The 26582-nt window shown below is 42.7% G+C and carries 28 protein-coding genes and 2 tRNA genes; 21 read left to right on the plus strand and 9 right to left on the minus strand.

What is annotated here, in order from left to right:
* The first annotated feature begins 9 nt into the window (after positions 1-9).
* Entirely contained in the window at positions 10-492 is a 483-nt protein-coding gene (locus F0249_RS16205) for a YbaK/EbsC family protein (RefSeq protein ID WP_113795770.1), read from the plus strand.
* 107 nt (positions 493-599) lie between these two features.
* Here F0249_RS16205 and mscS read toward each other — a convergent pair whose 3' ends face one another.
* From mscS to tkt, 5 genes are all read right to left on the minus strand, one after another.
* The gene (gene mscS / locus F0249_RS16210) at positions 600-1463 is read right to left on the minus strand and encodes a small-conductance mechanosensitive channel MscS (RefSeq protein WP_113795769.1); all 864 of its coding nucleotides are present in this window, start codon (positions 1461-1463) and stop codon (positions 600-602) included.
* 291 nt (positions 1464-1754) lie between these two features.
* A complete protein-coding gene (gene fbaA, locus F0249_RS16215; RefSeq protein WP_113795768.1) occupies positions 1755-2831 on the minus strand; it encodes a class II fructose-bisphosphate aldolase in 1077 nt (358 codons plus the stop codon).
* Positions 2832-2985: 154 nt separating this feature from the next.
* On the minus strand, positions 2986-4149 hold the full coding sequence (locus F0249_RS16220) for a phosphoglycerate kinase (protein ID WP_113795767.1): 1164 nt from the start codon (positions 4147-4149) through the stop codon (positions 2986-2988).
* 161 nt (positions 4150-4310) lie between these two features.
* Positions 4311-5339 carry an erythrose-4-phosphate dehydrogenase gene (gene epd / locus F0249_RS16225; RefSeq protein WP_171757181.1) on the minus strand — a complete coding sequence of 343 codons (1029 nt, stop codon included), beginning with the start codon at positions 5337-5339 and terminating at the stop codon, positions 4311-4313.
* 220 nt (positions 5340-5559) lie between these two features.
* Positions 5560-7554, minus strand: coding sequence for a transketolase (gene tkt, locus F0249_RS16230; RefSeq protein ID WP_171757182.1), 1995 nt, complete (start codon positions 7552-7554; stop codon positions 5560-5562).
* Positions 7555-7933: 379 nt separating this feature from the next.
* Here tkt and metK point away from each other — a divergent pair, with 379 nt between their 5' ends.
* The 8 genes from metK to ruvX all read left to right on the plus strand — a co-directional run bounded on the left by metK (position 7934) and on the right by ruvX (position 14578).
* Positions 7934-9088, plus strand: coding sequence for a methionine adenosyltransferase (metK, locus tag F0249_RS16235; RefSeq protein ID WP_017054681.1), 1155 nt, complete (start codon positions 7934-7936; stop codon positions 9086-9088).
* Between the two features lie 395 nt (positions 9089-9483).
* Positions 9484-10281 carry a DUF2189 domain-containing protein gene (locus F0249_RS16240; protein WP_017054682.1) on the plus strand — a complete coding sequence of 266 codons (798 nt, stop codon included), beginning with the start codon at positions 9484-9486 and terminating at the stop codon, positions 10279-10281.
* Positions 10282-10347: 66 nt separating this feature from the next.
* Complete coding sequence (locus F0249_RS16245; protein ID WP_017054683.1) at positions 10348-10860, plus strand: SprT family zinc-dependent metalloprotease; 513 nt, start codon at positions 10348-10350, stop codon at positions 10858-10860.
* Between the two features lie 133 nt (positions 10861-10993).
* Positions 10994-11692 carry an endonuclease gene (locus F0249_RS16250; protein WP_240697184.1) on the plus strand — a complete coding sequence of 233 codons (699 nt, stop codon included), beginning with the start codon at positions 10994-10996 and terminating at the stop codon, positions 11690-11692.
* A 137-nt stretch (positions 11693-11829) separates the two neighbouring features.
* Complete coding sequence (gene rsmE / locus F0249_RS16255; RefSeq protein WP_017054685.1) at positions 11830-12561, plus strand: 16S rRNA (uracil(1498)-N(3))-methyltransferase; 732 nt, start codon at positions 11830-11832, stop codon at positions 12559-12561.
* Positions 12562-12574: 13 nt separating this feature from the next.
* Positions 12575-13522 carry a glutathione synthase gene (gshB, locus tag F0249_RS16260; RefSeq protein ID WP_017054686.1) on the plus strand — a complete coding sequence of 316 codons (948 nt, stop codon included), beginning with the start codon at positions 12575-12577 and terminating at the stop codon, positions 13520-13522.
* A gap of 58 nt (positions 13523-13580) precedes the next feature.
* Positions 13581-14144, plus strand: a complete 564-nt coding sequence (locus tag F0249_RS16265; protein WP_017054687.1) for a YqgE/AlgH family protein — start codon at positions 13581-13583, stop codon at positions 14142-14144.
* Entirely contained in the window at positions 14141-14578 is a 438-nt protein-coding gene (gene ruvX / locus F0249_RS16270; protein ID WP_113795762.1) for a Holliday junction resolvase RuvX, read from the plus strand. Before F0249_RS16265 ends, ruvX begins: the two co-directional genes overlap by 4 nt.
* A 111-nt stretch (positions 14579-14689) precedes the next feature.
* Here ruvX and F0249_RS16275 read toward each other — a convergent pair whose 3' ends face one another.
* Both F0249_RS16275 and F0249_RS16280 read right to left on the minus strand, forming a co-directional pair.
* Positions 14690-15796, minus strand: coding sequence for a PilT/PilU family type 4a pilus ATPase (locus tag F0249_RS16275; protein ID WP_171757183.1), 1107 nt, complete (start codon positions 15794-15796; stop codon positions 14690-14692).
* Between the two features lie 44 nt (positions 15797-15840).
* Complete coding sequence (locus F0249_RS16280; RefSeq protein WP_017054690.1) at positions 15841-16878, minus strand: type IV pilus twitching motility protein PilT; 1038 nt, start codon at positions 16876-16878, stop codon at positions 15841-15843.
* Between the two features lie 24 nt (positions 16879-16902).
* Here F0249_RS16280 and F0249_RS16285 point away from each other — a divergent pair, with 24 nt between their 5' ends.
* From F0249_RS16285 to hemW, 7 genes are read left to right on the plus strand one after another with little or no spacing between them, the layout of a single operon-like run.
* Positions 16903-17604 (plus strand): YggS family pyridoxal phosphate-dependent enzyme, encoded by a 702-nt coding sequence (locus F0249_RS16285; protein WP_113795760.1) that lies wholly within the window; start codon positions 16903-16905, stop codon positions 17602-17604.
* A 32-nt stretch (positions 17605-17636) separates the two neighbouring features.
* A complete protein-coding gene (gene proC / locus F0249_RS16290; RefSeq protein ID WP_171757184.1) occupies positions 17637-18455 on the plus strand; it encodes a pyrroline-5-carboxylate reductase in 819 nt (272 codons plus the stop codon).
* Positions 18456-18498: 43 nt separating this feature from the next.
* A complete protein-coding gene (locus F0249_RS16295) occupies positions 18499-19056 on the plus strand; it encodes a YggT family protein (RefSeq protein WP_113795758.1) in 558 nt (185 codons plus the stop codon).
* Positions 19056-19346, plus strand: coding sequence for a DUF167 family protein YggU (gene yggU, locus F0249_RS16300; RefSeq protein WP_017054694.1), 291 nt, complete (start codon positions 19056-19058; stop codon positions 19344-19346). The genes F0249_RS16295 and yggU overlap by 1 nt, the downstream gene beginning before the upstream one ends.
* 49 nt (positions 19347-19395) lie before the next feature.
* Positions 19396-19827: a DUF4426 domain-containing protein gene (locus tag F0249_RS16305; RefSeq protein ID WP_171757185.1), complete on the plus strand. Its 432-nt coding sequence runs from the start codon at positions 19396-19398 to the stop codon at positions 19825-19827.
* 38 nt (positions 19828-19865) lie between these two features.
* Positions 19866-20462, plus strand: a complete 597-nt coding sequence (locus tag F0249_RS16310; RefSeq protein ID WP_171757186.1) for an XTP/dITP diphosphatase — start codon at positions 19866-19868, stop codon at positions 20460-20462.
* A complete protein-coding gene (gene hemW, locus F0249_RS16315) occupies positions 20462-21667 on the plus strand; it encodes a radical SAM family heme chaperone HemW (RefSeq protein WP_171757187.1) in 1206 nt (401 codons plus the stop codon). The genes F0249_RS16310 and hemW overlap by 1 nt, the downstream gene beginning before the upstream one ends.
* Positions 21668-21760: 93 nt before the next feature.
* On the opposite strand, the gene glsB is transcribed toward hemW, so the two are convergent.
* Together glsB and trmB are read right to left on the minus strand one after the other, a co-directional pair.
* Entirely contained in the window at positions 21761-22681 is a 921-nt protein-coding gene (glsB, locus tag F0249_RS16320) for a glutaminase B (protein ID WP_171757188.1), read from the minus strand.
* Between the two features lie 118 nt (positions 22682-22799).
* Positions 22800-23519 carry a tRNA (guanosine(46)-N7)-methyltransferase TrmB gene (gene trmB / locus F0249_RS16325; protein WP_171757189.1) on the minus strand — a complete coding sequence of 240 codons (720 nt, stop codon included), beginning with the start codon at positions 23517-23519 and terminating at the stop codon, positions 22800-22802.
* A gap of 165 nt (positions 23520-23684) precedes the next feature.
* On the opposite strand from trmB, the gene mutY reads away from it, so the two are divergent.
* The 5 genes from mutY (at position 23685) to F0249_RS16350 (ending at position 26572) form a co-directional block, all read left to right on the plus strand.
* Positions 23685-24746: an A/G-specific adenine glycosylase gene (gene mutY / locus F0249_RS16330; RefSeq protein WP_171757190.1), complete on the plus strand. Its 1062-nt coding sequence runs from the start codon at positions 23685-23687 to the stop codon at positions 24744-24746.
* A 14-nt stretch (positions 24747-24760) separates the two neighbouring features.
* Positions 24761-25033, plus strand: a complete 273-nt coding sequence (locus F0249_RS16335) for an oxidative damage protection protein (RefSeq protein WP_017052517.1) — start codon at positions 24761-24763, stop codon at positions 25031-25033.
* 83 nt (positions 25034-25116) lie between these two features.
* The gene (gene mltC / locus F0249_RS16340) at positions 25117-26250 is read left to right on the plus strand and encodes a membrane-bound lytic murein transglycosylase MltC (RefSeq protein ID WP_171757191.1); all 1134 of its coding nucleotides are present in this window, start codon (positions 25117-25119) and stop codon (positions 26248-26250) included.
* Between the two features lie 103 nt (positions 26251-26353).
* Positions 26354-26429 (plus strand) — tRNA-Phe (locus F0249_RS16345).
* A gap of 67 nt (positions 26430-26496) precedes the next feature.
* Positions 26497-26572 (plus strand) — tRNA-Thr (locus F0249_RS16350).
* Positions 26573-26582 lie beyond the last annotated feature (10 nt).

Below are 26582 nucleotides of genomic sequence, written 5' to 3' on the forward strand. Positions count from 1 at the left end.
AAATCAGTAATGAATACATTAGAAAAAATTTATCAAACTAACATTCAGTTACTTTCCAAAACTGAGGTGACATACACTCAATGGGAGCATGAGCCTATTCTTGATTTTGCGACTGATGAAATGGTTGCAAAAAAATTAGGATGGACAGGAACACACAGCAAAAGCTTGTTTCTAAAGGTTAAAGGGGGCGGTTTCGCACTTTACCTAACTGAAAAAGACAAACGCCTAGACAGTAAAGCAATAAAGAAGGTGCTGGGGAAGCGAGTCTCGATATGTGATGATATTGAAATGACAGAACAAACGGGCTGCGTACCTGGAGCCGTTTGCCCCTTTGCTTTACCACAGAGCATCCCAGTTCTCGTGGACTCGACTCTATTTACTCATGATGAAATTTTGTATACCCCAGGGCATCCTGAGCTTACATTAGGCTTTGCAGGAAAAGATTTACCGATTCTTTTGCAAGCCATAGAGAATACAGTTCACCACATATAGTACTTTGGATACAAACATTAAGGTTTAAACAAGCACCCGTTTGATGAGCCGATAGCAATAAAAAAGCGCAATATTTCTATTGCGCTTTTAAAAAGAGAATGTGGTGATTAATCCACTTTGTTCATATGAACATCCATTTGTGGGAATGGGATCTCAATCCCTTCTTTATCCAAGCCTTCTTTGATGGCTTGTAACGAATCAAAATACACATTCCAGTAATCAGACGTTTTAACCCATGGACGAACCACAAAGTTTACTGAAGAGTCAGCTAAAGCTAACACGCCAACTTGAATACCCGGCTCTTTTAGAATTCGCTCATCAGATTCAAGGATCTTGGTAATGACTTCTTTCGTTTTTTGCAGATCAGCACTGTAAGAAACACCAATCACATGGTCAATACGACGAGTGTCATGACGTGAGTAGTTGGTTATTGGGCTACCAATCACCGCTCCGTTAGGCACAACAACCATCTTATTATCAGGTGTTGTCAAAATAGTTTGGAAAATCTGAATAGACTCCACCGCACCTGCAACCCCACCAATTTCAACATAATCACCCGATTTAAACGGACGGAATGCAACGATAAGTACGCCTGCCGCAAAGTTAGACAGTGAACCTTGTAGTGCTAAACCAATCGCTAAACCAGCAGCACCAATCACCGCAACTACAGAAGCCGTTTGAACACCAATTCGACCTAGAGCAGCAATCAGTACGATTACAAATAGCGTATAACGGACCAACGCGTGAATAAATTCAACGACAGCTTTGTCCATGTTTTTCTTCTGTAAAACTTTTGCCACGCTTCCAGCAACAGCTTTCACAATCATATTACCAATGAATAGGATCGCTAGTGCTGAAAAGATATTCACACCATACTGAATTAATAGCTCTGAGTTATTTGATAACCACTGCTCTGCTTGAGAAAGTGTATCAACAATCGGTGTTTCGATAATAGATGACTCACTCGCCATAATAGTACCCTCTAAAGTATTGAACAAAAATGACTCTACAACGACTCACTTGCCGCTTCCGTGCATACAACTGAATAAAACAGCGTTATCGCATGATACATCAACTTTGGCAATTTATATAATCAGTGGGAATAAAAGTAATTTAATATCAATTACTCCCCCTCTTTTCTCACTATTGGGAATTCCAGCAAATACCGTTGTACGAAAAGCATTCAAACCAATGAGCAGGCATAAAAAAACCCGCTCTATGAGCGGGTTTTTAAAACTTAGAAGCGTACTAATTCAAATGAATTATAGTACGTCTACAGCGTTAAGGTCAGCAAATGCTTTCTCTAGACGAGTAACCATAGAAGACTGACCAGCACGTAGCCATACGCGTGGATCGTAGTACTTCTTGTTTGGCGCAGCTTCGCCAGTTGGGTTACCGATTTGACCTTGTAGGAATTCACGGTTTTCAGCTTCGTAAGTACGGATACCGTTCCATGATGCCCACTGAGTATCAGTATCGATGTTCATTTTGATAACACCGTAGCCAATAGACTCTTGGATTTCAGCTTCTGAAGAACCAGAACCACCGTGGAATACGAAGTTAAGAGCATTAGGTGCAATACCAAATTTCTCTGCACAGTATGCTTGAGAATCACGTAGGATAGTTGGAGTAAGAACAACGTTACCTGCTTGGTAAACACCGTGTACGTTACCGAAAGAAGCAGCGATAGTGAAACGTGGGCTAACAGCCATTAGTTTCTCGTATGCGTATGCTACGTCTTCTGGAGAAGTGTAAAGCTCAGATGCGTCCATATCAGAGTTATCAACGCCGTCTTCTTCACCACCAGTACAACCAAGTTCGATCTCGATTGTCATGTTCATTTTAGCCATGCGCTCTAGGTACTTAGCACATGTTTCGATGTTCTCTTCTAGAGACTCTTCAGAAAGGTCTAGCATGTGAGAAGAGAATAGTGGTTTACCAGTTTGAGCGAAGAACTCTTCACCAGCGTCTAGTAGACCGTCGATCCATGGAAGAAGTTTCTTAGCAGCGTGGTCAGTATGTAGAATAACTGGAACACCGTAAGATTCAGCAACTGCATGAACGTATTTTGCACCAGCAACTGCGCCAAGAATTTGTGCACCTTGACCTTCAAGTTTAACGCCTTTACCAGCGAAGAAACCAGCACCGCCGTTAGAGAACTGAACAACAACTGGTGCTTTAACTTTAGCAGCAGCTTCAAGAACAGCATTGATCGTATCAGTGTTAATTACGTTTACCGCTGGAAGAGCAAATTTGTTTGCTTTTGCTGCTTCAAATACTTTCTGTACGTCGTCGCCAGAAATAACACCAGGTTTTACAAAATCGAAGATCTTAGACATGGAAATAGTCCTATTATTCTATTCGTTTTAAGATAAAAAAACTTAAGTTAAAAATTTGCAATCGTTTGCTCACAACTTTCGCTATTCTAGCAAAAAACTGTGATGTGCCGCAAACGTTAAAAGGCGAGATTCTCATCTCGCCTTTCTAAATCAATTATGCTTTTGCACGCTCTTCAAGCATTGCAACTGCAGGAAGTACTTTTCCTTCAACAAACTCAAGGAAAGCACCACCGCCAGTAGAGATGTAAGAAACGTCAGCTTTGATACCGAACTTGTCGATAGCCGCTAGCGTGTCACCACCACCAGCTACAGAGAAACCTGCAGACTCAGCGATTGCTTTAGAGATACCAGCAGTACCCGCTTCGAAGTTTTTGAATTCGAATACGCCTACAGGGCCGTTCCAAAGGATAGTTTTTGCGTTGCCGATGATTTCAGCAAGAGCAGCAGTTGAATCTGGGCCAAGGTCGAAGATCATGTCGTCGTCTTGAACTTCAGAAACGTGCTTGATTTCAGCTTCAGCGTTTTCGTCGAATGCTTTCGCACATGCAACGTCAGTCGCTACTGGGATAGCACACTCTTTCATTAGCTTCTTAGCAGTGTCAACTAGGTCAGCTTCGTATAGAGACTTACCTACGTTGTGGCCTTCAGCAGCGATGAATGTGTTCGCGATACCACCACCAACAACAAGTTGGTCAGCAATTTTAGATAGAGACTCTAGAACCGTTAGTTTAGTCGATACTTTAGAACCACCAACGATAGCCACTAGTGGACGAGCTGGGTTGTCCATAGCTTTACCTAGTGCTTCAAGTTCAGCCGCTAGAAGAGGACCAGCACATGCTACAGGAGCGTTTGTACCAACACCGTGAGTTGATGCTTGTGCACGGTGAGCAGTACCGAATGCGTCCATTACGAAAATGTCACATAGTGCAGCGTATTTTTTAGAAAGCTCTTCTTCGTTCTTCTTTTCGCCTTTGTTAAAACGAACGTTTTCAAGAACAACTAACTCACCAGCATTTAGTTCAAGACCATCTAGGTAGTCTTTTGCTAGTTTAACGTCACAATCTAGTGCGTCGTTTAAGTAGTTTACAACAGGAGCTAGAGAGAACTCTTCGTTGTATTCGCCTTCAGTAGGACGACCAAGGTGAGAAGTAACCATTACTTTCGCGCCAGCTTCTAGGCACAATTTGATAGTTGGTAGTGATGCAAGGATACGTGCATCTGAAGTTACTTTACCGTCTTTTACTGGTACGTTTAGGTCAGCACGGATGAAAATGCGTTTACCTGCAAGTTCCAGGTCAGTCATCTTGATTACAGACATTGTTTGTCCTCTCAAATTTAAATTAATAAAGTTTTTTGGAAACTCGGCAACCCTGCCAAGCCTAATAATTCTTCAAACTGGTTATTTTATGGGGGTACCTCATATTTATTTCAAGTGTTGAAATAAATTTTCTCCCCTCATCACCATAATGTTATTAAAAATTAACGCTTTGGTGATTTCATTACTAAAACGGTATCCAGCATCCGATTAGCAAAGCCCCACTCGTTGTCGCACCAAACAAGCATTTTAACTAACTGCCCGTTACTCACCCTAGTTTGTGAACCATCGACAATGGCGCTGTGAGGATCATGATTAAAGTCGATTGAAACTAGAGGTGCTTCAGTATAGTCAACAATGTCATGTAATGTACACTGAGATGCGTTAACAATGGTTTGATTTACGTCATTAACTTTCACATTTGTATTAATTGTGACACTTAAATCCATTGCAGTAACGTTGACTGTGGGCACCCTGACAGAAATAGCTTCGAATTTGTTAGAAAATTTCGGAAAAATCCTTTCGATACCTAAATGCAATTTTGTATCAACAGGAATGATGGATTGGCTAGCCGCACGTGTTCGGCGCAAGTCAGAATGATAAGCATCAATCACTTGTTGATCATTCATTGAGGAGTGAATCGTGGTAATTGTTCCTGAATCAATACCAAATGCATCATCTAATACTTTAATGATCGGCACGATGCAATTTGTTGTACAGGAGCCACTTGAAACAACGCGATGTTCATCTTTCAGGGTGTCATGGTTCACACCATAAATAATAGTATTGTCTAAATCGTTGTCACCTGGGTGTGAAAATAGGACTTTTTTAGCCCCCGCGGCAATATGTTCTAAACCATCAGCTTTCGAACCATACACGCCAGTACAATCGAGTACGATATCGACATCTAAATCTCGCCAAGGAAGCAGATTGATTTCTGATAGGTGAAGGAGACGGATAGAATCAAATTCATCACTATTATGGTGAACATAAATATGTTCTTGATCGTGGGTGATCTTCTTACCAAAGCGACCATGGCTGGTATCGTATTGAAGCAAGTGAGCCATTGCATCCGGTTGAGCAAGTTCATTCACCGCAACCACTTTAATCTGTTGGCTCTTCCCGCTTTCGTAAACCGCGCGAAGCACATTGCGGCCAATTCGGCCAAATCCATTAATGGCGATTCGTATCATTGCTTTCTCATCCTTAATAACCGAGGCGTCAGTTTATAGCAGACAAGCTTTGACTGCATCTTATTTACATAACGACCCTAATGGTGAACCATTAAAAAATAGAGCACCTCGACTAAGAACCAATAAAAAAGCCCTCTCTAATAAAAGAGAGGGCTTTAGATTCTAATCACTCAAACCACACTGTTTGATTCGATACATGACACCAAACCAAACCGCTTAATTAAGCAAGCAGTTCTTTTGCTGTGTTTACTACGTTTTCAGTAGTGAAACCGAACATTTTGAACAGTTCACCAGCCGGAGCTGATTCGCCGAACGTTGTCATACCGATGATCTTGCCACCGAAACCAACGTATTTGTGCCAGAAATCAGCTATACCAGCTTCAACTGCAATACGTTTAGTTACCGATGATGGTAGAACTGCTTCACGGTACGCTGCATCTTGCTTATCAAATGTATCTGTTGATGGCATTGAAACAACACGTACAGATTTACCTTCAGCCGTCAGTTGAGCGGCAGCTTCTACTGCTAGTTCAACTTCTGAACCAGTAGCGATAAGAATAAGCTCAGGTTGACCAGCGCAATCTTTTAGGATGTAACCACCCTTAGCAATATTTGCTAGTTGCTCTGCGTCACGATCTTGTTGTGCAAGGTTTTGACGAGAGAAAATAAGCGCTGAAGGGCCATCTTTACGTTCAATTGCTAGCTTCCAAGAAACCGCTGATTCAACTTGGTCACATGGACGCCATGTGCTCATGTTTGGTGTTAAACGTAGAGACGCGATCTGCTCAACAGGTTGGTGAGTTGGGCCATCTTCGCCAAGACCGATAGAGTCATGGGTATAAACTTGGATATTTTGCACTTTCATCAGCGCAGCCATACGCATTGCGTTACGTGCGTATTCCATGAACATTAGGAATGTTGCGCCGTATGGTACGAAACCACCGTGCAGAGCAATACCGTTCATGATTGCTGTCATACCAAACTCACGCACACCGTAGTGAATGTAGTTACCAGCAAAATCATCAGCCGTTAAAGACTTAGAACCAGACCACATTGTTAGGTTAGAAGGCGCAAGGTCAGCAGAGCCACCCATGAATTCTGGAAGCATTTGACCAAACGCTTCTAGAGCATTTTGAGAGGCTTTACGTGAAGCGATATTTGCTGGGTTAGCTTGAAGGTCAGCAATAATTGCATTTGCTTTTTCTTCCCACTCAGCAGGTAAATCACCAGCAGTACGACGCTTAAATTCAGCCGCTAGTTCAGGGTATGCCGCTGCGTAAGCGTCAAATTTCGCATTCCAAGCCGCTTCTTTTGCTGCGCCTGCTTCTTGTGCGTTCCATTCCGCTGCAATATCTGCTGGAATTTCAAATGCACCGTGTTCCCAACCAAGAGCTTTCTTAGTTGCTGCAATTTCGTCAGCACCTAGTGGAGCACCGTGACAGTCGTGCGTGCCCGCTTTATTTGGAGAACCAAAACCGATCACAGTCTTAGTACAAATAAGAGTAGGACGAGGATCCGCTTTAGCCGCTTCAATTGCAGCATTGATTGCGTCAGCATCGTGACCATCTACTGCTGGAATTACGTGCCAGCCGTAAGCTTCAAAACGCTTAGGAGTATCGTCAGAGAACCAACCTTCAACTTCGCCATCGATAGAGATACCGTTGTCATCCCAGAAAGCAACCAGCTTACCAAGACCAAGCGTACCCGCTAAAGAACATGCTTCGTGAGAGATACCTTCCATCAGACAACCATCACCCATGAACGCATAAGTGAAGTGATCAACGATGTCGTAGCCTTCTTTGTTGAATTGTGCAGCCAGTGCTTTTTCAGCCATTGCCATGCCAACCGCATTGGTAATGCCTTGACCTAGAGGACCCGTTGTTGTTTCGATACCTGGAGCGTAACCATACTCTGGATGACCTGGCGTTTTAGAGTGTAGCTGACGGAAGTTTTTAAGATCTTCAATCGATAACTCGTAACCTGCAAGGTGAAGCAGAGAGTAAATAAGCATTGAACCGTGGCCGTTCGAAAGAATAAAACGGTCGCGATCTGCCCACTCAGGGTTTTGTGGGTTGTGGTTCAAGTGACCACGCCAAAGAACTTCAGCGATGTCAGCCATACCCATAGGTGCGCCTGGGTGGCCTGAATTTGCTTGTTGAACACCGTCCATGCTGAGTGCACGGATTGCATTGGCTAGATCTTTACGAGAAGGCATGTCTGCTCCTGAATACATAAGCGAGTAAAAAATAAATTAGGGGGCTGAACCATCACACGGATCCAGCGGCGCGTATTGTCTCAAAGCACCTACCCTACTGCAAACGTTTTACTGATGGTTTTATTGCACTTTTCGACTCTTTTTTTACATTTGTTCTAATTGACAGGCATTTAGCGCCTATAAAAAGCAAACGATTGGTTTGATGTTTTTTTCTACCGTCCATAATTTGAAGTAATAAGATAGTGCAGAAATAACTTGTAATTATAGCTATGAAATTTAGAATAGCCGTCTAGATGTAGAAACACCTACAAAATATACCCTATTTATTCGTTGTGAGTTGTTAATACTCTCAACCTAACTAATTGAAAGTGGAGCTCTCATGGCTAAGCACCTGTTCACCTCTGAATCTGTATCAGAAGGTCATCCAGATAAAATTGCAGACCAAATCTCAGATGCGGTTCTAGATGCAATTTTAGAGCAAGACCCAAAAGCGCGCGTAGCTTGTGAAACTTACGTTAAAACTGGCATGGTTATGGTTGGCGGTGAAGTAACCACTTCAGCGTGGGTTGATATCGAAGAGATCACTCGTGAAACAGTACGTGAAATTGGTTACGTGCATTCAGATATGGGCTTCGATGCTAACTCTTGTGCAGTACTAAACACGATTGGTAAACAGTCTCCAGACATCAACCAAGGTGTTGATAAAGCGGATCCTAAAGATCAAGGCGCTGGCGACCAAGGCATCATGTTTGGTTACGCAACAAACGAAACACCAATCCTTATGCCTGCTCCAATTACTTACTCTCACCTACTTGTTCAAAAACAAGCTGAAGTACGTAAGAGCGGCAAACTGGACTTCCTTCGCCCAGATGCGAAATCTCAAGTAACCTTCCAGTATGACCAAGGTAAGATTGTCGGTATCGATGCTGTCGTTCTTTCTACTCAACACTGTGATTCAGTAACAACAGCGGATCTTCGTGAAGCCGTTATGGAAGAGATCATCAAGCCAGTGCTTCCAACTGAATGGTTAAATAAAGACACTAACTTCTTCATTAACCCAACAGGTCGTTTCGTAATTGGTGGCCCAATGGGTGACTGTGGCCTAACTGGTCGTAAGATCATCGTAGATACCTACGGCGGCGCAGCTCGTCACGGTGGCGGTGCATTCTCTGGCAAAGATCCATCAAAAGTTGACCGTTCAGCAGCATACGCAGCACGTTACGTAGCGAAAAACATCGTAGCAGCAGGCATGGCTGACCGTTGTGAAATCCAACTTTCATACGCGATCGGTGTTGCAGATCCAACATCAATCATGGTTGAAACGTTCGGTACTGAAAAAGTATCTCACGACATCATCATTGAAGCGGTTCGTCAACACTTCGACCTACGCCCATACGGTCTACAAGAAATGCTTAACCTTCTTCAGCCTATCTACAAGAAGACGGCAGCATACGGCCACTTTGGTCGTGAAGAATTCCCATGGGAAGCAACGGATAAAGCAGACACGCTTGCAGCATTCGCAGGTCTGAAATAAGCATTCACACCTTAGCGTCTGGTAACAACTAGTTTCTGCTAACAAATCGTTATCAGTTAACTAATAGAAAGCTCTCATTATTAAATGGGAGCTTTTTTATTTACGGAACCAGATTAAACCTTGTTATTTGTAGGTCTAATTATAACTATCAGAATCTTTGAGTAAAATTCCGCATAAGCAACACATCCCTTTGCTACATAGCTCCAGCCAAAAAAAATAAACCCATCTTTATCCTGTCTAAAATTTGTATTTTGCAGTATCAGTGACAATAGTTAATGAGAAACTTAAGTCGTTATCATTATCAGTTTATTAGACGTTAGCTGAAAAATAGACGCTTAAAAAATCATAGTCATTGATTCAATTAACTAAGATTCGTCTTAAATCAGGGAGGATTTATGCCTCGAACAGTACATAACTCAGACTTTGAAAATAAAAAGCATCACGTCAAGAACAGCGAATATGCTCGTACCATTCCATGTAACCAACTCAGTGTTTCCGCCCCCTTTCATTGGTTATCTCTTGGCTTGCATGACTTTATTCGAATGCCCATCATTAGCGCGTTTTACGGCTTATGTTTTATGGCTGCCGCGATTGCGATTGTTCAATTAGTACAATGGCAAGGGACCCATCTTGTGGTGATGCCGAGTTTAGTTGTCTATATGCTCATTGGTCCATTCTTAGCTCTTGGGCTTTATGATGCTAGTTGGGAGCGAGAAAAAGGGCACGATGCAAGTCTATTTCACTCCATGAAAGCTATCCGTCGAAATTCAACCGCTCAATGGGCATTTGCAATATTACTCGCCGTTGCCATGATTTTCTGGATGCGTATCGCCGCACTACTTTATGCGCTATACCCTTCAGTTCAAGGTGCGCCAATTGCTGAGTTTGCTCCTTTCCTCATTATTGGGTCTGCAGTTGGCTTTGTACTCGCCAGTGTCGTTTTCAGTATCTCTGCATTTTCTATCCCGCTAATGATGGAACGCCGAGTGGATATGATGAGTGCCATTTTCTCTAGCTTCAATGCGGTCAAATCCAATATACCAGCGATGATCGTATGGGCTGCGATTATTTGTGGCGGCATCCTTATCGGCTTTGCCACCTACGGTTTTGGAATGCTATTTACTATGCCTATTTTAGGATATGGAACATGGCATGCCTATCACGCGACAATTAAGAAAAAACATCATCTATAGGTCTCCAGTATTAAACCCCAAAGATGATAGTATTTGGCCTTAGCTTCGGCGCTAAGGCCTTTTTTTATGGGGAATATTTTGCAACACAACGAACTCACTTACTCAGCAACGAAGAAATTAGCCGAGTGTATTAGCATTGCGAGCAAAGCCTTCCAGCAACCTTTTACTATGCCAAAAATAAGCTTTCAATTAAGAGGAAAAGCCGCAGGAAAAGCCTACCTTCAACTTAATGAAATTCGTATTAACCCGATTCTTTTCAAAGAGAACCAACAAGCGTTTCTAGATGAAGTGATTCCCCACGAGGTCGCCCACCTCATCACTTATCAAGTCTATGGTCGAGTTCGCCCGCACGGGAAAGAGTGGCAAGGCGTGATGAATTCCGTATTTAATATCCCCGCCAACACAACTCACTCTTTTACTGTCACCTCTGTGCAAGGCAAGACTTTCGAGTATCAATGCGGCTGTTCCAGTTACCCTTTAACGATACGCCGACACAATAAAGTCATTCGAAACCAAGCAACGTACCGTTGTCAGCAGTGTAAACAGACGCTCACCTATAGCGGTAAACAGCTCAGTTAATGCGACAAAAATATCGTTATTTATCTGAGGTCCATATTTTCTCTGCATGAACCCTAATGAGAATTATGTAATAGAGACTTTTATCATTTGAGTGGTAGACTGGTATTTATCATACTTTTACCAGTCTTTTATTATGAAAACTCTCGTATTAATGATCGCAGCTGTAGGGCTAATCCCTTCCATCGCTCTATCTGCCCCTCCCTCTTCATTTTCAAAAGCCAAAAGAGAAGCGGTTAAGATCTATTTAGATCACCCAACCAGCTTCTACTGTGGATGCGATATTACTTGGAAAAATAAAAAGAAAGGGGTCCCTGATTTAAAGGCATGCGGATACCAAGTTCGTAAGCAACAAAAAAGAGCCAGCCGAATCGAGTGGGAGCATGTCGTTCCAGCATGGCAGTTTGGCCACCAGCGCCAGTGTTGGCAAACTGGTGGACGAAAGAATTGCACCAAAAATGACAAGACATTCAAATCAATGGAAGCCGATCTTCACAACCTTACCCCTGCTATTGGTGAAGTGAACGGTGATCGTTCTAACTATAACTTTAGCCAGTGGAATGGCCTTAATGGCGTAAGTTATGGGCAATGTGAAATGCAAGTTAACTTTAAGCAGCGTAAAGTGATGCCACCTGACAGAGCAAAAGGATCGATTGCTCGAACTTACTTATACATGAGTCAAGAGTATGGCTTTAAGCTGTCAAAGCAACAAACTCAATTGATGACAGCGTGGAATAAGAGTTTCCCGCCAGATGAATGGGAATGTGAACGAGATAAGCGCATCTCTAAAATCCAAAAAAATCACAATCCTTTTGTTGTCCAAGCTTGTCAATAAATTCACCTCGTTCTTATGGTGTAAAGCCATAAGAACTCATTCTAAATTATAAAGAGATACTTGTTTTTTCACTGACTAGCATCCATGTTAGGCTGAGATATTGTATCCAAAAATAAAGCATTTATAGGTTTATCATAATGAGAGTCCCTCGAATTTATCACCCAGAACTCATCCATGGGCTAGGCACAATTGCACTTTGTGAAGATGCCGCGGGTCATATTGGCCGCGTATTACGAATGAAGGAAGGCCAAGAGGTACTTTTATTTGATGGAAGTAACGCTGAATTTCCTGCAGTTATCACTCAAGTAAGCAAAAAACATGTTGATGTAGAAGTCACTAGCCGTGTTGAACGCAGCTCAGAATCCCCTCTCAACCTACATTTAGGTCAAGTGGTATCACGTGGTGATAAAATGGAATTCACCATTCAAAAGTCGGTTGAACTTGGTGTTAATACCATTACTCCACTGATCTCGGAACGTTGTGGCGTAAAACTTGACACGAAACGATTTGAGAAGAAACTGGCTCAATGGCAGAAAATTGCTATCGCAGCTTGCGAACAATCAGGGCGTAATATCGTCCCAACCATTCGCCCAATCATGCAACTTGAAGCTTGGTGTGCTGAAAATAGCGATGCTCTAAAGTTAAACCTTCATCCTAGAGCAAAATATTCAATCAATACACTTCCTGAACCTGTAGAGAAAGTTCGTCTGCTTATCGGCCCAGAAGGCGGCTTATCAGCTGAAGAGATCAGCATGACAGAACAATACAAATTTGAAGAAACTTTGCTTGGCCCACGAGTACTTCGTACCGAAACTGCCGCGCTTACCGCTATCACAGCCTTACAAGTTCGTTTCGGCGATCTAGGCTAACTGGAGAATAACAATGATCAAACTTGGCATCGTAATGGATCCTATTTCATCCATTAATATCAAAAAAGACTCTAGCTTTGCCATGATGCTTGAAGCACAGCGTCGCGGCTATGAAATTCACTATATGGAGATGGATGATCTACACTTAGATCAAGGCGTCGCCATTGCTGATACAAAAGTCGTTGAGCTAAAAGAAGATCCAAACGATTGGTACGAATTTAAGTCAGAGCAAACCATCGCTTTATCTGATCTTGATGCCGTGCTAATGCGTAAAGATCCTCCTTTTGATACTGAATACATTTACGCGACTTACATTCTTGAACGTGCTGAAGAAAATGGTGCTCTCATTGTCAACAAACCACAAAGCCTACGTGATTGTAATGAGAAGTTGTTCACCGCATGGTTCCCTGAACTAACGCCGACCACCATAGTGACGCGTAAAGCAGAGAAGATTAAAGCATTTAGAGAAGAGCACGGCGATGTGATCCTTAAACCGCTAGATGGAATGGGTGGTGCGTCCATTTTCCGTGTAAAAGCGGGCGATCCAAACGTATCAGTGATCATTGAAACACTGACGAACCATGGACAAAACTACTGCATGGCGCAAACCTTTGTTCCTGATATCAGCAACGGTGATAAGCGTATTTTAGTCGTCGATGGTGAGCCAATGCCATACTGCTTAGCAAGAATTCCAGCTAAAGGGGAAACTCGTGGGAATTTAGCAGCAGGCGGTAGAGGTGAAGCACGCCCACTGAGTGAAACCGACCTTAAGATTGCACAAGCAGTCGCTCCAACGTTAAAAGAGAAAGGCTTAATTTTTGTTGGCTTAGATGTTATTGGCGATAAATTGACTGAAATTAATGTCACAAGTCCTACTTGTATTAAAGAGATCGAAGCCGCTTTTGATATCTCAATTACAGGTAAATTAATGGATGCCATTGAACGCCGAATTAACGCATAACTCAATTTAGGCAGTACATATACTGCCTAACTCTCTTCCCTTTGATACAGGAATCGTTATGGACCTAACCAATCACTTTCTTGTGGCAATGCCCGGAATGCAAGACCCCTACTTTAAACGTACGGTGATCTACTTGTGCGAACATAATGAAGAGGGAGCAATGGGGTTAATCATTAATGCTCCTATCGATGTCACTGTAGGGAAAATGTTGAAACAAGTTGATGTGGATAACATCCACCCACAATTAAACGTAGAGAGTTTAGAGAAACCAGTACTTAATGGTGGGCCAGTATCTGAAGATCGCGGGTTTATTTTACACGAACCCAAAGATAGCTATGAATCAAGCATTCAAATGACGGAGAAAATCTCGGTCACAACTTCTAAAGACATTCTTAATGTATTGGGAACCGAAGCTGAGCCAAATAACTACTTAGTTGCTTTGGGCTACTCAGGTTGGGAACCGGGTCAATTAGAAGTCGAACTTGCGGATAATTCATGGCTAACTATTGAAGCCGATCCAAGCGTCATTTTTGAAACACCTATTAACGAACGATGGCAAAAAGCAGTGCAAATGCTCGGCATTGATGCTGCTCAACTGTCATCCCAAGCAGGACACGCATGAGCAACACAAAATCACGTTCAATTATCGCTTTCGATTACGGCACAAAAAGCATTGGTAGTGCCATTGGACAAGAAATTACAGGCACCGCAAACCCATTAAAAGCCTTTAAAGCTAAAGATGGTATCCCTAACTGGGATGATATCGAAAAAATGCTGAAAGAGTGGCAACCAGATCTTATCGTGGTCGGGCTTCCGACTGATTTAAATGGCAAAGACCTCGAAGTGATCACCGCTAGAGCGAAGAAATTTGCCAATCGAATTCATGGCCGGTTCGGTTATACAGTCGAACTGCATGATGAACGACTTTCAACCACGACAGCTCGTGAAGAACTATTTGAGATGGGTGGATACAAAGCGTTAAGCAAAGGCAATATCGACTGCCAATCTGCGGTTGTTATTCTAGAGAGTTGGTTTGAAGCTCAATGGGGTGAGTAACCCTCACTCTTTGGATAAAACTCATCAGTAAAAAATAAGTTCTAGCGGATTTCCCCACTAGAACTTATTTAATTGAATTCAATGACTACAGCAAATCCCCGCCCTTAACCATTAATCCATTTCGATTTTTATGCCACTTAAGCTGCTACTGTCAGAATCTGTTTTGGACTGTGTTTTCAGCATTAAACGTAGATCGTTCGCTGAATCAGCACTATGAAGTGCATCTTCCTCATTGATCTTCCCTTCCACGACTAACTTATACAGTGATTGATCAAAGGTTTGCATTCCAATCTCTTGAGATTTCGCCATTGTCGCTTTTAATTCATGTAGATCGCCTCGACGGATCAAATCTGAGATCCTTGGACTATTAAGCAAGATCTCAAATACCCCATGACGACCTTTTCCGTTTTTATCACGAATCAATTGCTGAGCCACAATGCCTTTTAAGTTCATAGAAAGATCGAATAGGAACTGCTCTTTTTGCTCTTTCGGTACTAAGTGCAAAATGCGTTCTAAGGCTTGGTTAGCGTTATTCGCGTGCAGAGTCGCCATACAAAGATGCCCGGTTTCAGCAAACGTCATCGCGTATTCCATGGTTTCTCGGTTACGAATTTCACCAATTAAGATCATATCTGGAGCCTGACGCAGTGAGTTTTTCAACGCCACTTCATAGCTATCCGTGTCTAAACCGACTTCACGCTGGGTCACAATACAACGCTGATGTTCATGCACGAATTCAATCGGATCTTCTACCGTCAAAATATGACCCGACCGATTGCTATTGCGATAGCCTGTCATCGCGGCCATTGATGTCGATTTACCCGAACCAGTCGCACCAACCACCAGCACTAATCCACGTTTTGCAATCGCAAGGTCTTGTAATACCACGGGCAATTTCAATTGCTCAAACGTCGGGATCACCGTTTCAATACGGCGAATCACCGCGCCTGGCAGTTCTCGCTGGAAAAAAGCACTCACACGAAAACGCCCAAAATCTCTCATAATCGCAAAATTTGATTCACGGGATTGGCGAAACTCATTCTGACGATCGGCATCCATCATCGCATCAAGCAAGCTTGTTACCTGATCTTCTGATAGCTTTTCACCTTGTGGTCTTAGCTCCCCATCAATACGAAAGAGAATAGGAGCACCGACAGTAATATAAAGATCCGATGCTTTTTCTTCATTCATCCCCGCGAGGATTTGATTTAATTCCATGATTGTACTCGTCTCTTCTAACGCTAAATGGGGAGGTCAATTATTTAAAACAGTGAGGTTTCTATTTCAATTTTTTTCTGCACTTCTTCCAACTCAACCAAACCTTGAGCAATGAGCTGTTTCGAATTTTGCTCCATGGTTTGCATGCCATGAGCGGCGCCGGTTTGAATGATGGAGTACATTTGCGCGACTTTATCTTCACGGATCAAGTTACGAATTGCAGGGGTTGCCATCATAATTTCATGACACGCAACTCGCCCACCACCAATGCGTTTTAAGAGTTTTTGAGCAATCACCGCACGTAATGACTCAGACATCATCGAACGAACCATATCTTTATCGCTACCTGGGAAGACATCAATAATACGGTCAATAGTTTTCGCCGCAGAGCTGGTGTGCAACGTACCAAAAACTAAGTGTCCTGTTTCGGCTGCGGTTAACGCTAAGCTGATCGTCTCTTGGTCTCGCAACTCCCCCACTAAGATCACATCAGGGTCTTCACGCAAAGCTGAACGTAAAGCATTTTTAAAACTGTGAGTATCACGATGGACTTCACGCTGATTCACTAAGCTTTTGTTATTGGTGTGAACGAACTCGATCGGATCTTCAATGGTTAAGATATGCTTATTATGGTGACGATTCACATAATCGACCATGGCCGCCAAGGTTGTCGATTTACCAGAACCAGTAGGCCCAGTAACCAAAACTAAACCTTTCTCATAATTAGCTATTTTTTCAAATATTTCCGGTGCATCCAACTGCTCTAATGTTGGGATCTCCACTGGAATAGTACGAAATACAGCTGCGCAGCCGCGTGCTTGATTGAAAGCATTCACACGAAAACGTCCAACTTGAGGAAGTTCAAATGAGAAATCGACCTCCAGTTTTTCTTCATACTCGCTACGTTGAGCATCGTTCATGATCTCAAAAACCAAACGATGTACATCTGCATGGCTAAAAGCTGGCACTCCAAGCTTTCTTACTTCGCCATCTATACGTACCATAGGAGGAACACCTGCAGAAAGATGTAGATCTGATGCGTTATGCTTTACACTAAAATCCAGTAATTCAGAGATATCCATTTATTTTCCTTAGTAAAGTCGACTATGAATAGTATTCAACAAAACATTAAACATATCACCTCACAGATTCGAAGCTGTGAGCAAAAGTGTGGACGAGCTCCAGAGTCTGTGCAACTTTTAGCCGTAAGTAAGACTAAACCATTAGAGGCAATCCTCGAGGCTGCTCAAGCGGGACAAGTCCGGTTTGGTGAAAACTATGTGCAAGAAGGTGTTGATAAAGTAAAACATTTTTCCGAACAACATTCTAATTTAAATTTTGAATGGCACTTTATTGGTCCAATCCAGTCCAATAAAACCAAACCAATTGCAGAAAACTTTCACTGGGTTCACACCGTATCTCGCGCAAAAATAGCCCAGAGGTTGAGCGATCAGCGCCCAGAAGGTTTACCACCACTGCAAGTGCTAATTCAAGTGAACACCAGTGGTGAAGCATCTAAATCAGGCGCATCAGAGCAAGAAATATTTGAGATCGCGGAGTTGATTTCTTCTTTGCCAAACCTCACGTTAAGAGGGTTGATGTCAATTCCTGCCAATGTGACCGATCACCAATCTCAACTGGCTGCATTTAATCAACTCACACAAATTAACGATAAGTTGGCAGAGCAGTATTCCGGCTTAGATACACTATCTATGGGTATGAGCGGAGATATGGACGCCGCCATTGAAGCAGGCAGCACCATGGTAAGAATTGGCACCGCACTATTTGGCGCTCGTGACTACCGCTAAGCTTGCACGATATAACATTAGGATTTTAATAGATGGATCATAAGAAAATTGCATTTATCGGGGCTGGTAATATGGCTCGCTCAATCATTGCTGGGTTAGTAGCAAGTGGCTACCCTGCCGATCATATTACCGCGACCGCACCGTCTGAAACCAGACGAAAACCGCTAGAGCAAGATTACAAAATCCTAACCACAGACGACAACTTTGCAGCCGCCTCTCAAGCGGATGTTGTCGTATTATCAGTAAAACCACAGATGATGGAAGAAGTATGCAAACCACTTCAAGCGATCAATTATGGTAATAAACTGGTGATTTCTATCGCTGCTGGTATTTCAGCGACAAGACTCAATGAGATGCTTGCAACGGAACTAAACCTTGTACGAGTGATGCCAAATACACCATCACTGCTCGGCAAAGGCATGAGTGGTTTATATGCCTCTAGCAACGTGGATGAATCAAATAAAATGTTTGCTTCAGATCTAATGAGTGCCGTTGGTGAGGTATGCTGGGTAGAGCAGGAATCAGGTATCAACAATATCATTGCCGCTGCTGGCAGTGCTCCCGCCTATTTCTTCCTCTTTATGGAAGCAATGCAAGCTGAAGCGATTGAGCAAGGGTTTGATAAAGAAACCGCCAGACTCTTAGTCCAACAGTCGGCTTTAGGTGCCGCTGAAATGGTTGTCGCGAACCCTGAAACGGAACTCTCTACACTAAGAGAACAAGTGACATCAAAAGGCGGAACCACGGCCGAGGCACTACGTACATTTAACGAACATCAACTTTCAGATACGGTCGCCAAAGCAATGCAAGCCGCAGTATCTAGAGCTGAAGAGATGGAAAAACTGTTTTAATCAATCTCGTATCTTTACGAGTTATCTGTTTTAAGGGCTATTTATGAATTCAATGAGTTTTCTAATATCAACCGTTTTTGATTTATACATCATGGTGGTGATTTTACGTATTTGGTTACAAGCATCGCGGGCGGATTTCTATAACCCATTTTCGCAATTTATCGTGAAAGCGACTCAACCGATCGTTGCTCCATTAAGACGCGTTATTCCATCTATTGGTAGCCTTGATTTAGCTACAGTCATCTTTGCTTATGTATTGTGTGTGATTAAGTTTGTCGCACTCGTATTAATCGCGTCTAACGGTGCGTTTAGTTTTAGTCTCGATTTCCTATTCTTAGGTTTATTATCACTACTGAAAGCAGCAGGTGGTCTGATTTTCTGGGTTCTACTTATACGCGCAATATTAAGCTGGGTAAGCCAAGGTCGTAGCCCAATAGAGTATGTATTCCATCAATTAACAGAACCAATGCTCGCGCCAATTCGCCGTATTTTACCTGCTATGGGTGGATTTGATCTTAGCGTGCTTGTGCTATTTATTGGCCTTCAGTTTGCTAACTTCTTAATGGGCGACATTATTGGCCCTGTCTGGTTCCAACTATAATGTCATTAGCGGCTTGGAAAGATGGGCAGGATATTTTGCTACGGCTCTATATCCAGCCTAAAGCAAGTAGAGATAAAATTGTTGGGTTACATGGCGAGGAGCTAAAGATAGCGATCACCGCTCCGCCAGTCGATGGTAAAGCCAACGCCCACCTGACAAAGTACCTTGCGAAGCAATTCAAAGTAGCCAAAGGCTTAGTTGTCATAGAGAAAGGCGAATTAGGACGGCACAAGCAGATACGAATATGCGAACCAAGCCAAATACCTACTGATATTCAAGCCATCCTATGATGGCTTTTTATCATTTTATTAAGAGCAAATAATGAGTAAGGAGAACATCATGAGCAAATGGATCACGGTAGCCCTTTTAAGCCTACTCGCCTTCCCAAGTTGGGCTGGTCAGTTCAAAAACATTAAAGATGCAGAAGTGCATTATGTCGCATTCAACTCGACATTTTTAACGCCAAAAGTCGCTCGCAGTTATGAGCTAAAGCGTAATGGATACTCTGCAATCTTAAACATTAGCGTGCTCGACAAATCATCCCTTGGCAAGCCAGCGACTCAAGCAAAAGTGAACGGTTCGGTCAAAAACCTAATAGGGCAAATCAAGACGCTATCATTTAAAGAAATCAAAGAGGGTGACGCTATTTATTACCTTGCAGAATTTCCGATATCTCATGAAGATAATCTAACCTTTACGATTGATATTGACGCTGGGAACGTGGGTTCTGGCCCATTACGTTTCAGCCAAAAATTTTACGTTGAAGAGTAAACCTTCAATTTTTATCGAATACACAGACGAAAAACATTATGAAAAAATTAGTATTAGCGACTGGAAATCAAGGCAAGGTACGTGAAATGGCAGATCTTCTGTTTGAATTTGGCTTTGAGGTTTTCTCACAAAGCGAATTCAACGTTTCAGAAGCCGAAGAAACTGGCACGACATTTATTGAGAATGCCATCATCAAAGCTCGCCATGCAGCAAAGGCAACGGGCCTACCTGCGATTGCTGATGACTCAGGTTTAGAGGTCGATTTCCTGAAAGGTGCGCCTGGAATCTATTCAGCTCGTTTTGCTGGCGAGAACGCAACGGATCAACAGAACCTTGAAAAACTGCTTAATGAAATGAAAGGCGTTCCAACTGAGCAACGTAGCGCACGCTTTCACTGTGTACTCGTTCTGATGCGCCATGAAAACGATCCAACCCCGATTGTTTGTCACGGCAAATGGGAAGGAAGTATTCTTGAAGAAGCTCACGGTGAAAACGGCTTTGGTTATGACCCTATTTTCTGGGTACCAGAGGATCAATGCGCATCTGCCGAGCTAGAATCAACACGTAAGAAGCAACTTTCGCATCGTGGTAAAGCATTGAAAACTTTATTCTCAGCATTAGAGAAAAATCAATAATGACCAACCCAGCGGCAATAGATTCCAATTCGGCGGTTTTGATTCCACCAGCATTAAGTCTTTATGTTCACATCCCATGGTGCGTTCAAAAATGCCCTTACTGTGACTTTAATTCGCATGCATTGAAATCAAAAATTCCTGAACGTGAATACATTGATGCGTTGCTAGAAGATCTCGATACCGACATCAATCGCTATCAACTCAACGACAACCCACGCCCTCTGCACTCCATCTTTATTGGCGGTGGGACTCCAAGTCTCATATCGCCAGAAGAGATTCAGCGCTTGTTACAAGGCATAGAACAGCGCATTACCTTTAAATCTGATATTGAAATTACAATGGAAGCCAACCCGGGGACTATTGAAGCAGATCGATTTGCTGGTTATGAGAAAGCAGGCGTTACGCGCATCTCCATTGGGGTACAGAGCTTTGAGCAAGAGAAACTAGAACGCTTAGGTCGAATTCACGGAAAAGATGAAGCAATCAATGCCGCTCATCTGGCACATAAGATTGGTTTGAAAAGCTTTAATCTCGATTTGATGCACGGTTTACCCAATCAAACTATTGAGCAAGCACTCCTAGATCTCGACAAAGCTATAGAGCTTAATCCGCCGCATTTATCTTGGTATCAACTCACCATTGAGCCGAATACGATGTTCCACTTTAAGCCACCGACTCTACCTGATGATGATGATTTGTGGGATATCTTCGAACGTGGACATCAAAAGCTCAATGATGCGGGCTATGTGCAATATGAAATCTCCGGCTACAGCAAACCGGGATACCAGTGTCAACATAACCTCAACTATTGGCGCTTTGGTGACTACCTAGGTATTGGCTGTGGCTCTCATGGTAAACTGAGTTTTGCAGATGGGCGCATCACTCGTACCACCAAAGTTAAGCACCCTAGAGGCTACTTAGCCGCATATCAGAACATGGTGAAGCCATATCTATCAGACGAATTTGAAGTACCCAAGGAAGATCGTCCATTTGAATTTTTCATGAACCGCTTTAGATTGCTCGAAGCTTGCCCTAAACAGGATTTCATTAACACTACGGGATTAAGTTTAGCAAGCATTCAACCAACGATTAATTGGGCGCTTGATAAAGAGTTCTTGAGCCAATCAGAGACTCATTGGCAGATCACTGAAAAAGGAAAATTATTCCTTAACGACCTTCTAGAAGCGTTTATGGCAGAAGAGTAAGTATTAAGAGACGATTTGATTCAAGGTACTCTTTCTAAATGAAATAAGTACCTTGTTCTCTTTTGGTTTTGCTAGGGAACATCTCTACTAACATTAAAAAATCGAACGCCCAATTTTTTCAGAAAATAGCTCTAATGCTTGAGTGCCAGCCAAAGAGTTTCCTGACGGATCGAGCTCTGGAGACCAGACAGCAATGGTCATTTCTCCTGGAACGATCGCAATAATCCCGCCACCAACACCTGACTTCCCTGGCATACCAACTCGATATGCAAATTCCCCAGCTCCATCATAAAGCCCACAGGTAGCCAAAAGCGCGTTTAACTGTTTGGTCTGTGTTGGCGTAACTATCTGTTTGCTGGTTTGTACCGAAACGCCTTTATTAGCAAGGTAGCTGAAGGTTTTTGCCAAATCCACACAACTCATTTTTAGTGCGCAGGCATGGAAATAGTTATTCAACACAGGAATGACGTCATTATCAAAATTACTAAAAGCACGCATTAAGTAAGCGATGGCTGCATTTCTATCGCTATGCATCATTTCTGAAGCCGCTACGACCTTGTCATAAACAATATGAGTATCACCCGACAGTTGGCGTGCAAACTCTAATAAACGTTGTCTCGGGGCAGAGAGGCGACTACTGAGCAAGTCTGCCACCACGATAGCACCTGCATTAATAAATGGGTTGCGAGGAATACCTTGCTCCATCTCAAGCTGGATCATCGAATTGAATGCCTGACCAGAAGGCTCCTTTCCAACACGATCCCAGATCTCTTCTGGCTTATAAAGCACCATCGCCAGCGTTAAGCTAAGTGCTTTCGAAATAGATTGAATCGAAAAAGCTTCATCAGCATCACCAGACTTAATCACTTCACCATCATTGGTATAGACCGCCATTGCCAGTTTCTGGTTCGATACTTTTGCAAGAGCAGGAATATAATCAGCAACTTTCCCTTTGCCAATCAATGGACGAACTTCTTCTAGAATATCCGTCAACAATTGTTCTGTCGGCTTCATCTTCGACCTATTATTTTTATTAATTTGTAGAGTTCAAAGGGCAAAAAAGCCAACATATTCAATCATGTTGGCTTTCTAATTCTGGACTACAAGCCCGAGTATTGATTACTCGATAGCGCTACTTTACGCGCTTGTATTTAATATCCCAAACACCGTGACCAAGTCTGTGACCGCGTGCTTCAAATTTAGTTAAAGGACGCTCATCAGGACGAGGGATGTAATCGCCTTCCGCCGCGATGTTTTCAAAACCAGGCGCAACCTTCATCACATCAATCATATGCTCTGCGTAATTTTCCCAGTCAGTCGCCATGTGGAAAATACCAGACTCAAGTTGAAGCTTACCGCGAACCATCTCTGCGAACTCAGCCTTAACGATACGACGTTTGTGGTGACGAGCTTTGTGCCATGGGTCAGGGAAAAACAGTTGCAGAGTATGCAGGCTGCTATCTGGGATCATGTGTTCGAATACTTCTACTGCATCGTGGCACATTACGCGTAAGTTGGTGACACCCGCATCACGAGCAGTACCTAAACATGCACCAACACCCGGGCTATGAACTTCGATACCCAAGAAGTTTTTCTCAGGCGCGTTCTTTGCCATTTCAACCAGTGATGCACCCATACCGAAGCCAATCTCTAGTACAACTGGGTTATCGTTGCCAAATACTTCTTTCCAGTTAAGAAGTTCTGGGTTGTAATCGATACCCATTGTTGGCCAACATTCATTCATCGCGTTCTCTTGGCCTTTTGTTAAGCGGCCTTCGCGACGAACAAAACTACGGATCTTTCGAACCAGTTTGCCATCTTCAGTATATTCGTTAGTGGTCACTTCACTCATTGGTTTTTGCCTGCACATTGATTAATCAAAGCGGGGATTATCCAAAGAATTGCCTCTGGTGCAAGTCTTTCTATCGATAAATACCCATACAATTTGTCTGTTTTACATCCAGTGTTAATTGTGGTGCAATTTTAGACCTAATAAAAGTAAAACATCGAGCTTGTCGTGACCCCATTCGCAAACGCCATTTTGAAATGGTATGACGCCTACGGTAGGAAGAACCTTCCATGGCAACAAAATAAAACAGCTTACACCGTTTGGCTATCGGAGATCATGCTCCAACAAACTCAAGTAACCACGGTTATCCCCTATTATGAGCGTTTTCTTGAACGTTTTCCGACAGTCATTGATTTAGCCAATGCTGAACAAGATGAAGTGTTGCACTTATGGACTGGATTGGGCTATTACGCCCGTGCTCGTAACTTGCACAAGGCCGCCAAGATTGTTGCCGAGCAATATGGTGGTGAATTTCCATTTTCTATAGAAGAGATGAACGCGCTACCAGGCATTGGACGATCTACTGCCGCAGCAGTGCTGTCTTCGGTTCATAAACTCCCCCATGCGATCCTTGATGGCAACGTCAAGCGCACCTTGGCGAGAAGCTTCGCAGTAGAAGGTTGGCCCGGGCAAAAGAGAGTCGAGAGCCAGCTTTGGGAACACGCAGAGACACATACTCCAAGCAAAAACGTTGATAAGTACAACCAAGCGATGATGGACATGGGGGCGATAGTTTGTACTCGTAGCAAGCCTAAATGTACGTTGTGCCCAATTGAAAGCATGTGTGAAGCTAAGAAACTCGATAGACAGCTCGATTTCCCAGGCAAGAAGCCTAAGAAAGAAAAGCCAATAAAAGAAACGTGGTTTGTGATTCTATACCACGACAATCAAGTATGGCTCGAACAACGCCCTCAAACTGGTATCTGGGGAGGACTGTTCTGTTTCCCTCAAAATGAAAACGCGGAGATCGAACATCAGTTAGATCTTCGCTCAATCAAAGACAATGAAACCGATTCGGTCAAGACAATGATTGCGTTTAGACATACGTTCAGCCACTACCACTTAGATATCACGCCTGTATTAGTAAAATTAGATAAACAACCAAATTTGATAATGGAAGGGACTAAAGGTCTCTGGTATAACTTGTCTCAACCTGAAGAAATTGGCTTAGCCGCTCCCGTAAAGCAGTTATTAGAAAGCCTACCTTTTGAATTAAATACCCATCAATAAATTAAGGAGTCACCATGAGCCGCACTGTATTTTGTGCTCGACTAAACAAAGAAGCTGACGGGTTGGATTTTCAACTTTACCCTGGCGACTTAGGTAAACGCATTTTTGACAGCATTTCAAAAGAAGCTTGGGCGCAATGGCAGAGTAAGCAAACGATGCTGATTAATGAAAAGAAACTCAATATGATGGATCCTGAACATCGAAAACTTCTTGAAACTGAAATGGTTAACTTTCTCTTTGAAGGAAAAGAAGTCGTAATCGAAGGTTATACTCCACCGAGTGAGTAATTCAGTTTCTATCTGATGTGAATAATGACATCATTGCCTAGTTTTCACGCTATGGCATGGTGTCATTTTTATTTGAGGAGCGTATGAAAAAGCTAGTCTATTTCTTTATTTCAATGTCACTTGTTGGTTGCAGCCGAGAATTCATCGAAGGTTTATATGATGTCAATTATGAACCCACTAACCGTTTTGCAGGCAACCTTGCTGAATTACCAGGTCAATTTGAGAAAGATACTGGAGCACTAGATGCTCTGATCAACAGCTTCTCAGGTAACATAGAAAAACGCTGGGGAAGCAAAGGGATAAAGATCGCTGGAAAAAGTAACTATGTGAAATATATAGACAATTACCTCAGTCGATCAGAGGTTAATTTCAGCAAAGGTCAAATTATTGTTGAAACGGTTTCGCCTACCGATCCTAAACAACACCTAAAAAATGCGATTGTTACCACTCTTCTTACACCTGACGATCCTGCTAATGTAGACCTGTTCTCATCGAAAAATATCAAGCTCGAAGGGCAACCTTTTCTTTATAAGCAGGTTGTCGATCAAGAAAAAAAACCTATTCAATGGTCATGGCGAGCCAACAAATATGCTGATTACCTTATTGCCAATAACCTCAAAGTAAAGAACGTCGATTTCAAAAAAGCTTACTATGTTGAAATCCCAATGGTGGCTGATCATGCAGATAAGAGAAGCTACAAATACGAAGATATTGTCCGTCGCGCCTCTAGAAAATATGACATTCCAGAAGATTTGATTTACGCCATTATAAAAACAGAAAGCAGCTTCAATCCCTATGCGGTTAGCTGGGCCAATGCGTATGGTCTTATGCAAGTAGTACCCAAAACGGCAGGTAGAGATGTATTTAAGCTAGTCAAAAATAAATCAGGCCAACCTTCGCCTGAGTATTTATTTAACCCTGAGACCAATATTGATACCGGAACCGCGTATTTTTATATCTTAAAAAACCGTTACCTTAAGAGCGTTAATCATCCCATCTCTTTAGAGTACAGCATGATCTCAGCTTACAACGGTGGAACCGGTGGCGTTCTCAATACGTTCAGCAAAAACAGAAAACGAGCGATGAACGATCTCAATTCACTGCAACCTAATCAAGTTTACTGGGCGTTAACCAAAAAGCATCCAAACAAAGAATCACGCAGGTACTTAGAAAAAGTAACGAAATACAAGAAAGAATTTAACTCTGGTGGAACCTAAATAGCACACTCGCTTAAAAAGAGAGCGAACAACAACTAATTTCGATTTATTTTAAAAAAGTTATTGACGGTAAGGCAGAAAATCAGTTTAATAGCGCCCCGTTGCCCGGATAGCTCAGTCGGTAGAGCAGAGGATTGAAAATCCTCGTGTCGGTGGTTCGATTCCGCCTCCGGGCACCATGATTTATATTATTGGTGTCAATTGTAGTAACAAGAAACATCAGTAAGAAAGCAAAGAATTTAGTGTGCCGACTTAGCTCAGTAGGTAGAGCAACTGACTTGTAATCAGTAGGTCACCAGTTCGACTCCGGTAGTCGGCACCATTCTTTTGCC

It is taken from the genome of Vibrio sp. 03-59-1 (assembly GCF_013114135.1).
GTDB classification, from domain to species: Bacteria; Pseudomonadota; Gammaproteobacteria; order Enterobacterales; family Vibrionaceae; genus Vibrio; species Vibrio cortegadensis.

What these genes read in the sequence shown, in the direction of transcription:
- F0249_RS16205 (WP_113795770.1), top strand. Translation starts at nt 10, where the DNA reads ATGAATACATTAGAAAAAATTTATCAAACTAACATTCAGTTACTTTCC.
- mscS (WP_113795769.1), bottom strand. Translation starts at nt 1,463, where the DNA reads ATGGCGAGTGAGTCATCTATTATCGAAACACCGATTGTTGATACACTT.
- fbaA (WP_113795768.1), bottom strand. Translation starts at nt 2,831, where the DNA reads ATGTCTAAGATCTTCGATTTTGTAAAACCTGGTGTTATTTCTGGCGAC.
- F0249_RS16220 (WP_113795767.1), bottom strand. Translation starts at nt 4,149, where the DNA reads ATGTCTGTAATCAAGATGACTGACCTGGAACTTGCAGGTAAACGCATT.
- epd (WP_171757181.1), bottom strand. Translation starts at nt 5,339, where the DNA reads ATGATACGAATCGCCATTAATGGATTTGGCCGAATTGGCCGCAATGTG.
- tkt (WP_171757182.1), bottom strand. Translation starts at nt 7,554, where the DNA reads ATGCCTTCTCGTAAAGATCTAGCCAATGCAATCCGTGCACTCAGCATG.
- metK (WP_017054681.1), top strand. Translation starts at nt 7,934, where the DNA reads ATGGCTAAGCACCTGTTCACCTCTGAATCTGTATCAGAAGGTCATCCA.
- F0249_RS16240 (WP_017054682.1), top strand. Translation starts at nt 9,484, where the DNA reads ATGCCTCGAACAGTACATAACTCAGACTTTGAAAATAAAAAGCATCAC.
- F0249_RS16245 (WP_017054683.1), top strand. Translation starts at nt 10,348, where the DNA reads ATGGGGAATATTTTGCAACACAACGAACTCACTTACTCAGCAACGAAG.
- F0249_RS16250 (WP_240697184.1), top strand. Translation starts at nt 10,994, where the DNA reads ATGAAAACTCTCGTATTAATGATCGCAGCTGTAGGGCTAATCCCTTCC.
- rsmE (WP_017054685.1), top strand. Translation starts at nt 11,830, where the DNA reads ATGAGAGTCCCTCGAATTTATCACCCAGAACTCATCCATGGGCTAGGC.
- gshB (WP_017054686.1), top strand. Translation starts at nt 12,575, where the DNA reads ATGATCAAACTTGGCATCGTAATGGATCCTATTTCATCCATTAATATC.
- F0249_RS16265 (WP_017054687.1), top strand. Translation starts at nt 13,581, where the DNA reads ATGGACCTAACCAATCACTTTCTTGTGGCAATGCCCGGAATGCAAGAC.
- ruvX (WP_113795762.1), top strand. Translation starts at nt 14,141, where the DNA reads ATGAGCAACACAAAATCACGTTCAATTATCGCTTTCGATTACGGCACA.
- F0249_RS16275 (WP_171757183.1), bottom strand. Translation starts at nt 15,796, where the DNA reads ATGGAATTAAATCAAATCCTCGCGGGGATGAATGAAGAAAAAGCATCG.
- F0249_RS16280 (WP_017054690.1), bottom strand. Translation starts at nt 16,878, where the DNA reads ATGGATATCTCTGAATTACTGGATTTTAGTGTAAAGCATAACGCATCA.
- F0249_RS16285 (WP_113795760.1), top strand. Translation starts at nt 16,903, where the DNA reads ATGAATAGTATTCAACAAAACATTAAACATATCACCTCACAGATTCGA.
- proC (WP_171757184.1), top strand. Translation starts at nt 17,637, where the DNA reads ATGGATCATAAGAAAATTGCATTTATCGGGGCTGGTAATATGGCTCGC.
- F0249_RS16295 (WP_113795758.1), top strand. Translation starts at nt 18,499, where the DNA reads ATGAATTCAATGAGTTTTCTAATATCAACCGTTTTTGATTTATACATC.
- yggU (WP_017054694.1), top strand. Translation starts at nt 19,056, where the DNA reads ATGTCATTAGCGGCTTGGAAAGATGGGCAGGATATTTTGCTACGGCTC.
- F0249_RS16305 (WP_171757185.1), top strand. Translation starts at nt 19,396, where the DNA reads ATGAGCAAATGGATCACGGTAGCCCTTTTAAGCCTACTCGCCTTCCCA.
- F0249_RS16310 (WP_171757186.1), top strand. Translation starts at nt 19,866, where the DNA reads ATGAAAAAATTAGTATTAGCGACTGGAAATCAAGGCAAGGTACGTGAA.
- hemW (WP_171757187.1), top strand. Translation starts at nt 20,462, where the DNA reads ATGACCAACCCAGCGGCAATAGATTCCAATTCGGCGGTTTTGATTCCA.
- glsB (WP_171757188.1), bottom strand. Translation starts at nt 22,681, where the DNA reads ATGAAGCCGACAGAACAATTGTTGACGGATATTCTAGAAGAAGTTCGT.
- trmB (WP_171757189.1), bottom strand. Translation starts at nt 23,519, where the DNA reads ATGAGTGAAGTGACCACTAACGAATATACTGAAGATGGCAAACTGGTT.
- F0249_RS16335 (WP_017052517.1), top strand. Translation starts at nt 24,761, where the DNA reads ATGAGCCGCACTGTATTTTGTGCTCGACTAAACAAAGAAGCTGACGGG.
- mltC (WP_171757191.1), top strand. Translation starts at nt 25,117, where the DNA reads ATGAAAAAGCTAGTCTATTTCTTTATTTCAATGTCACTTGTTGGTTGC.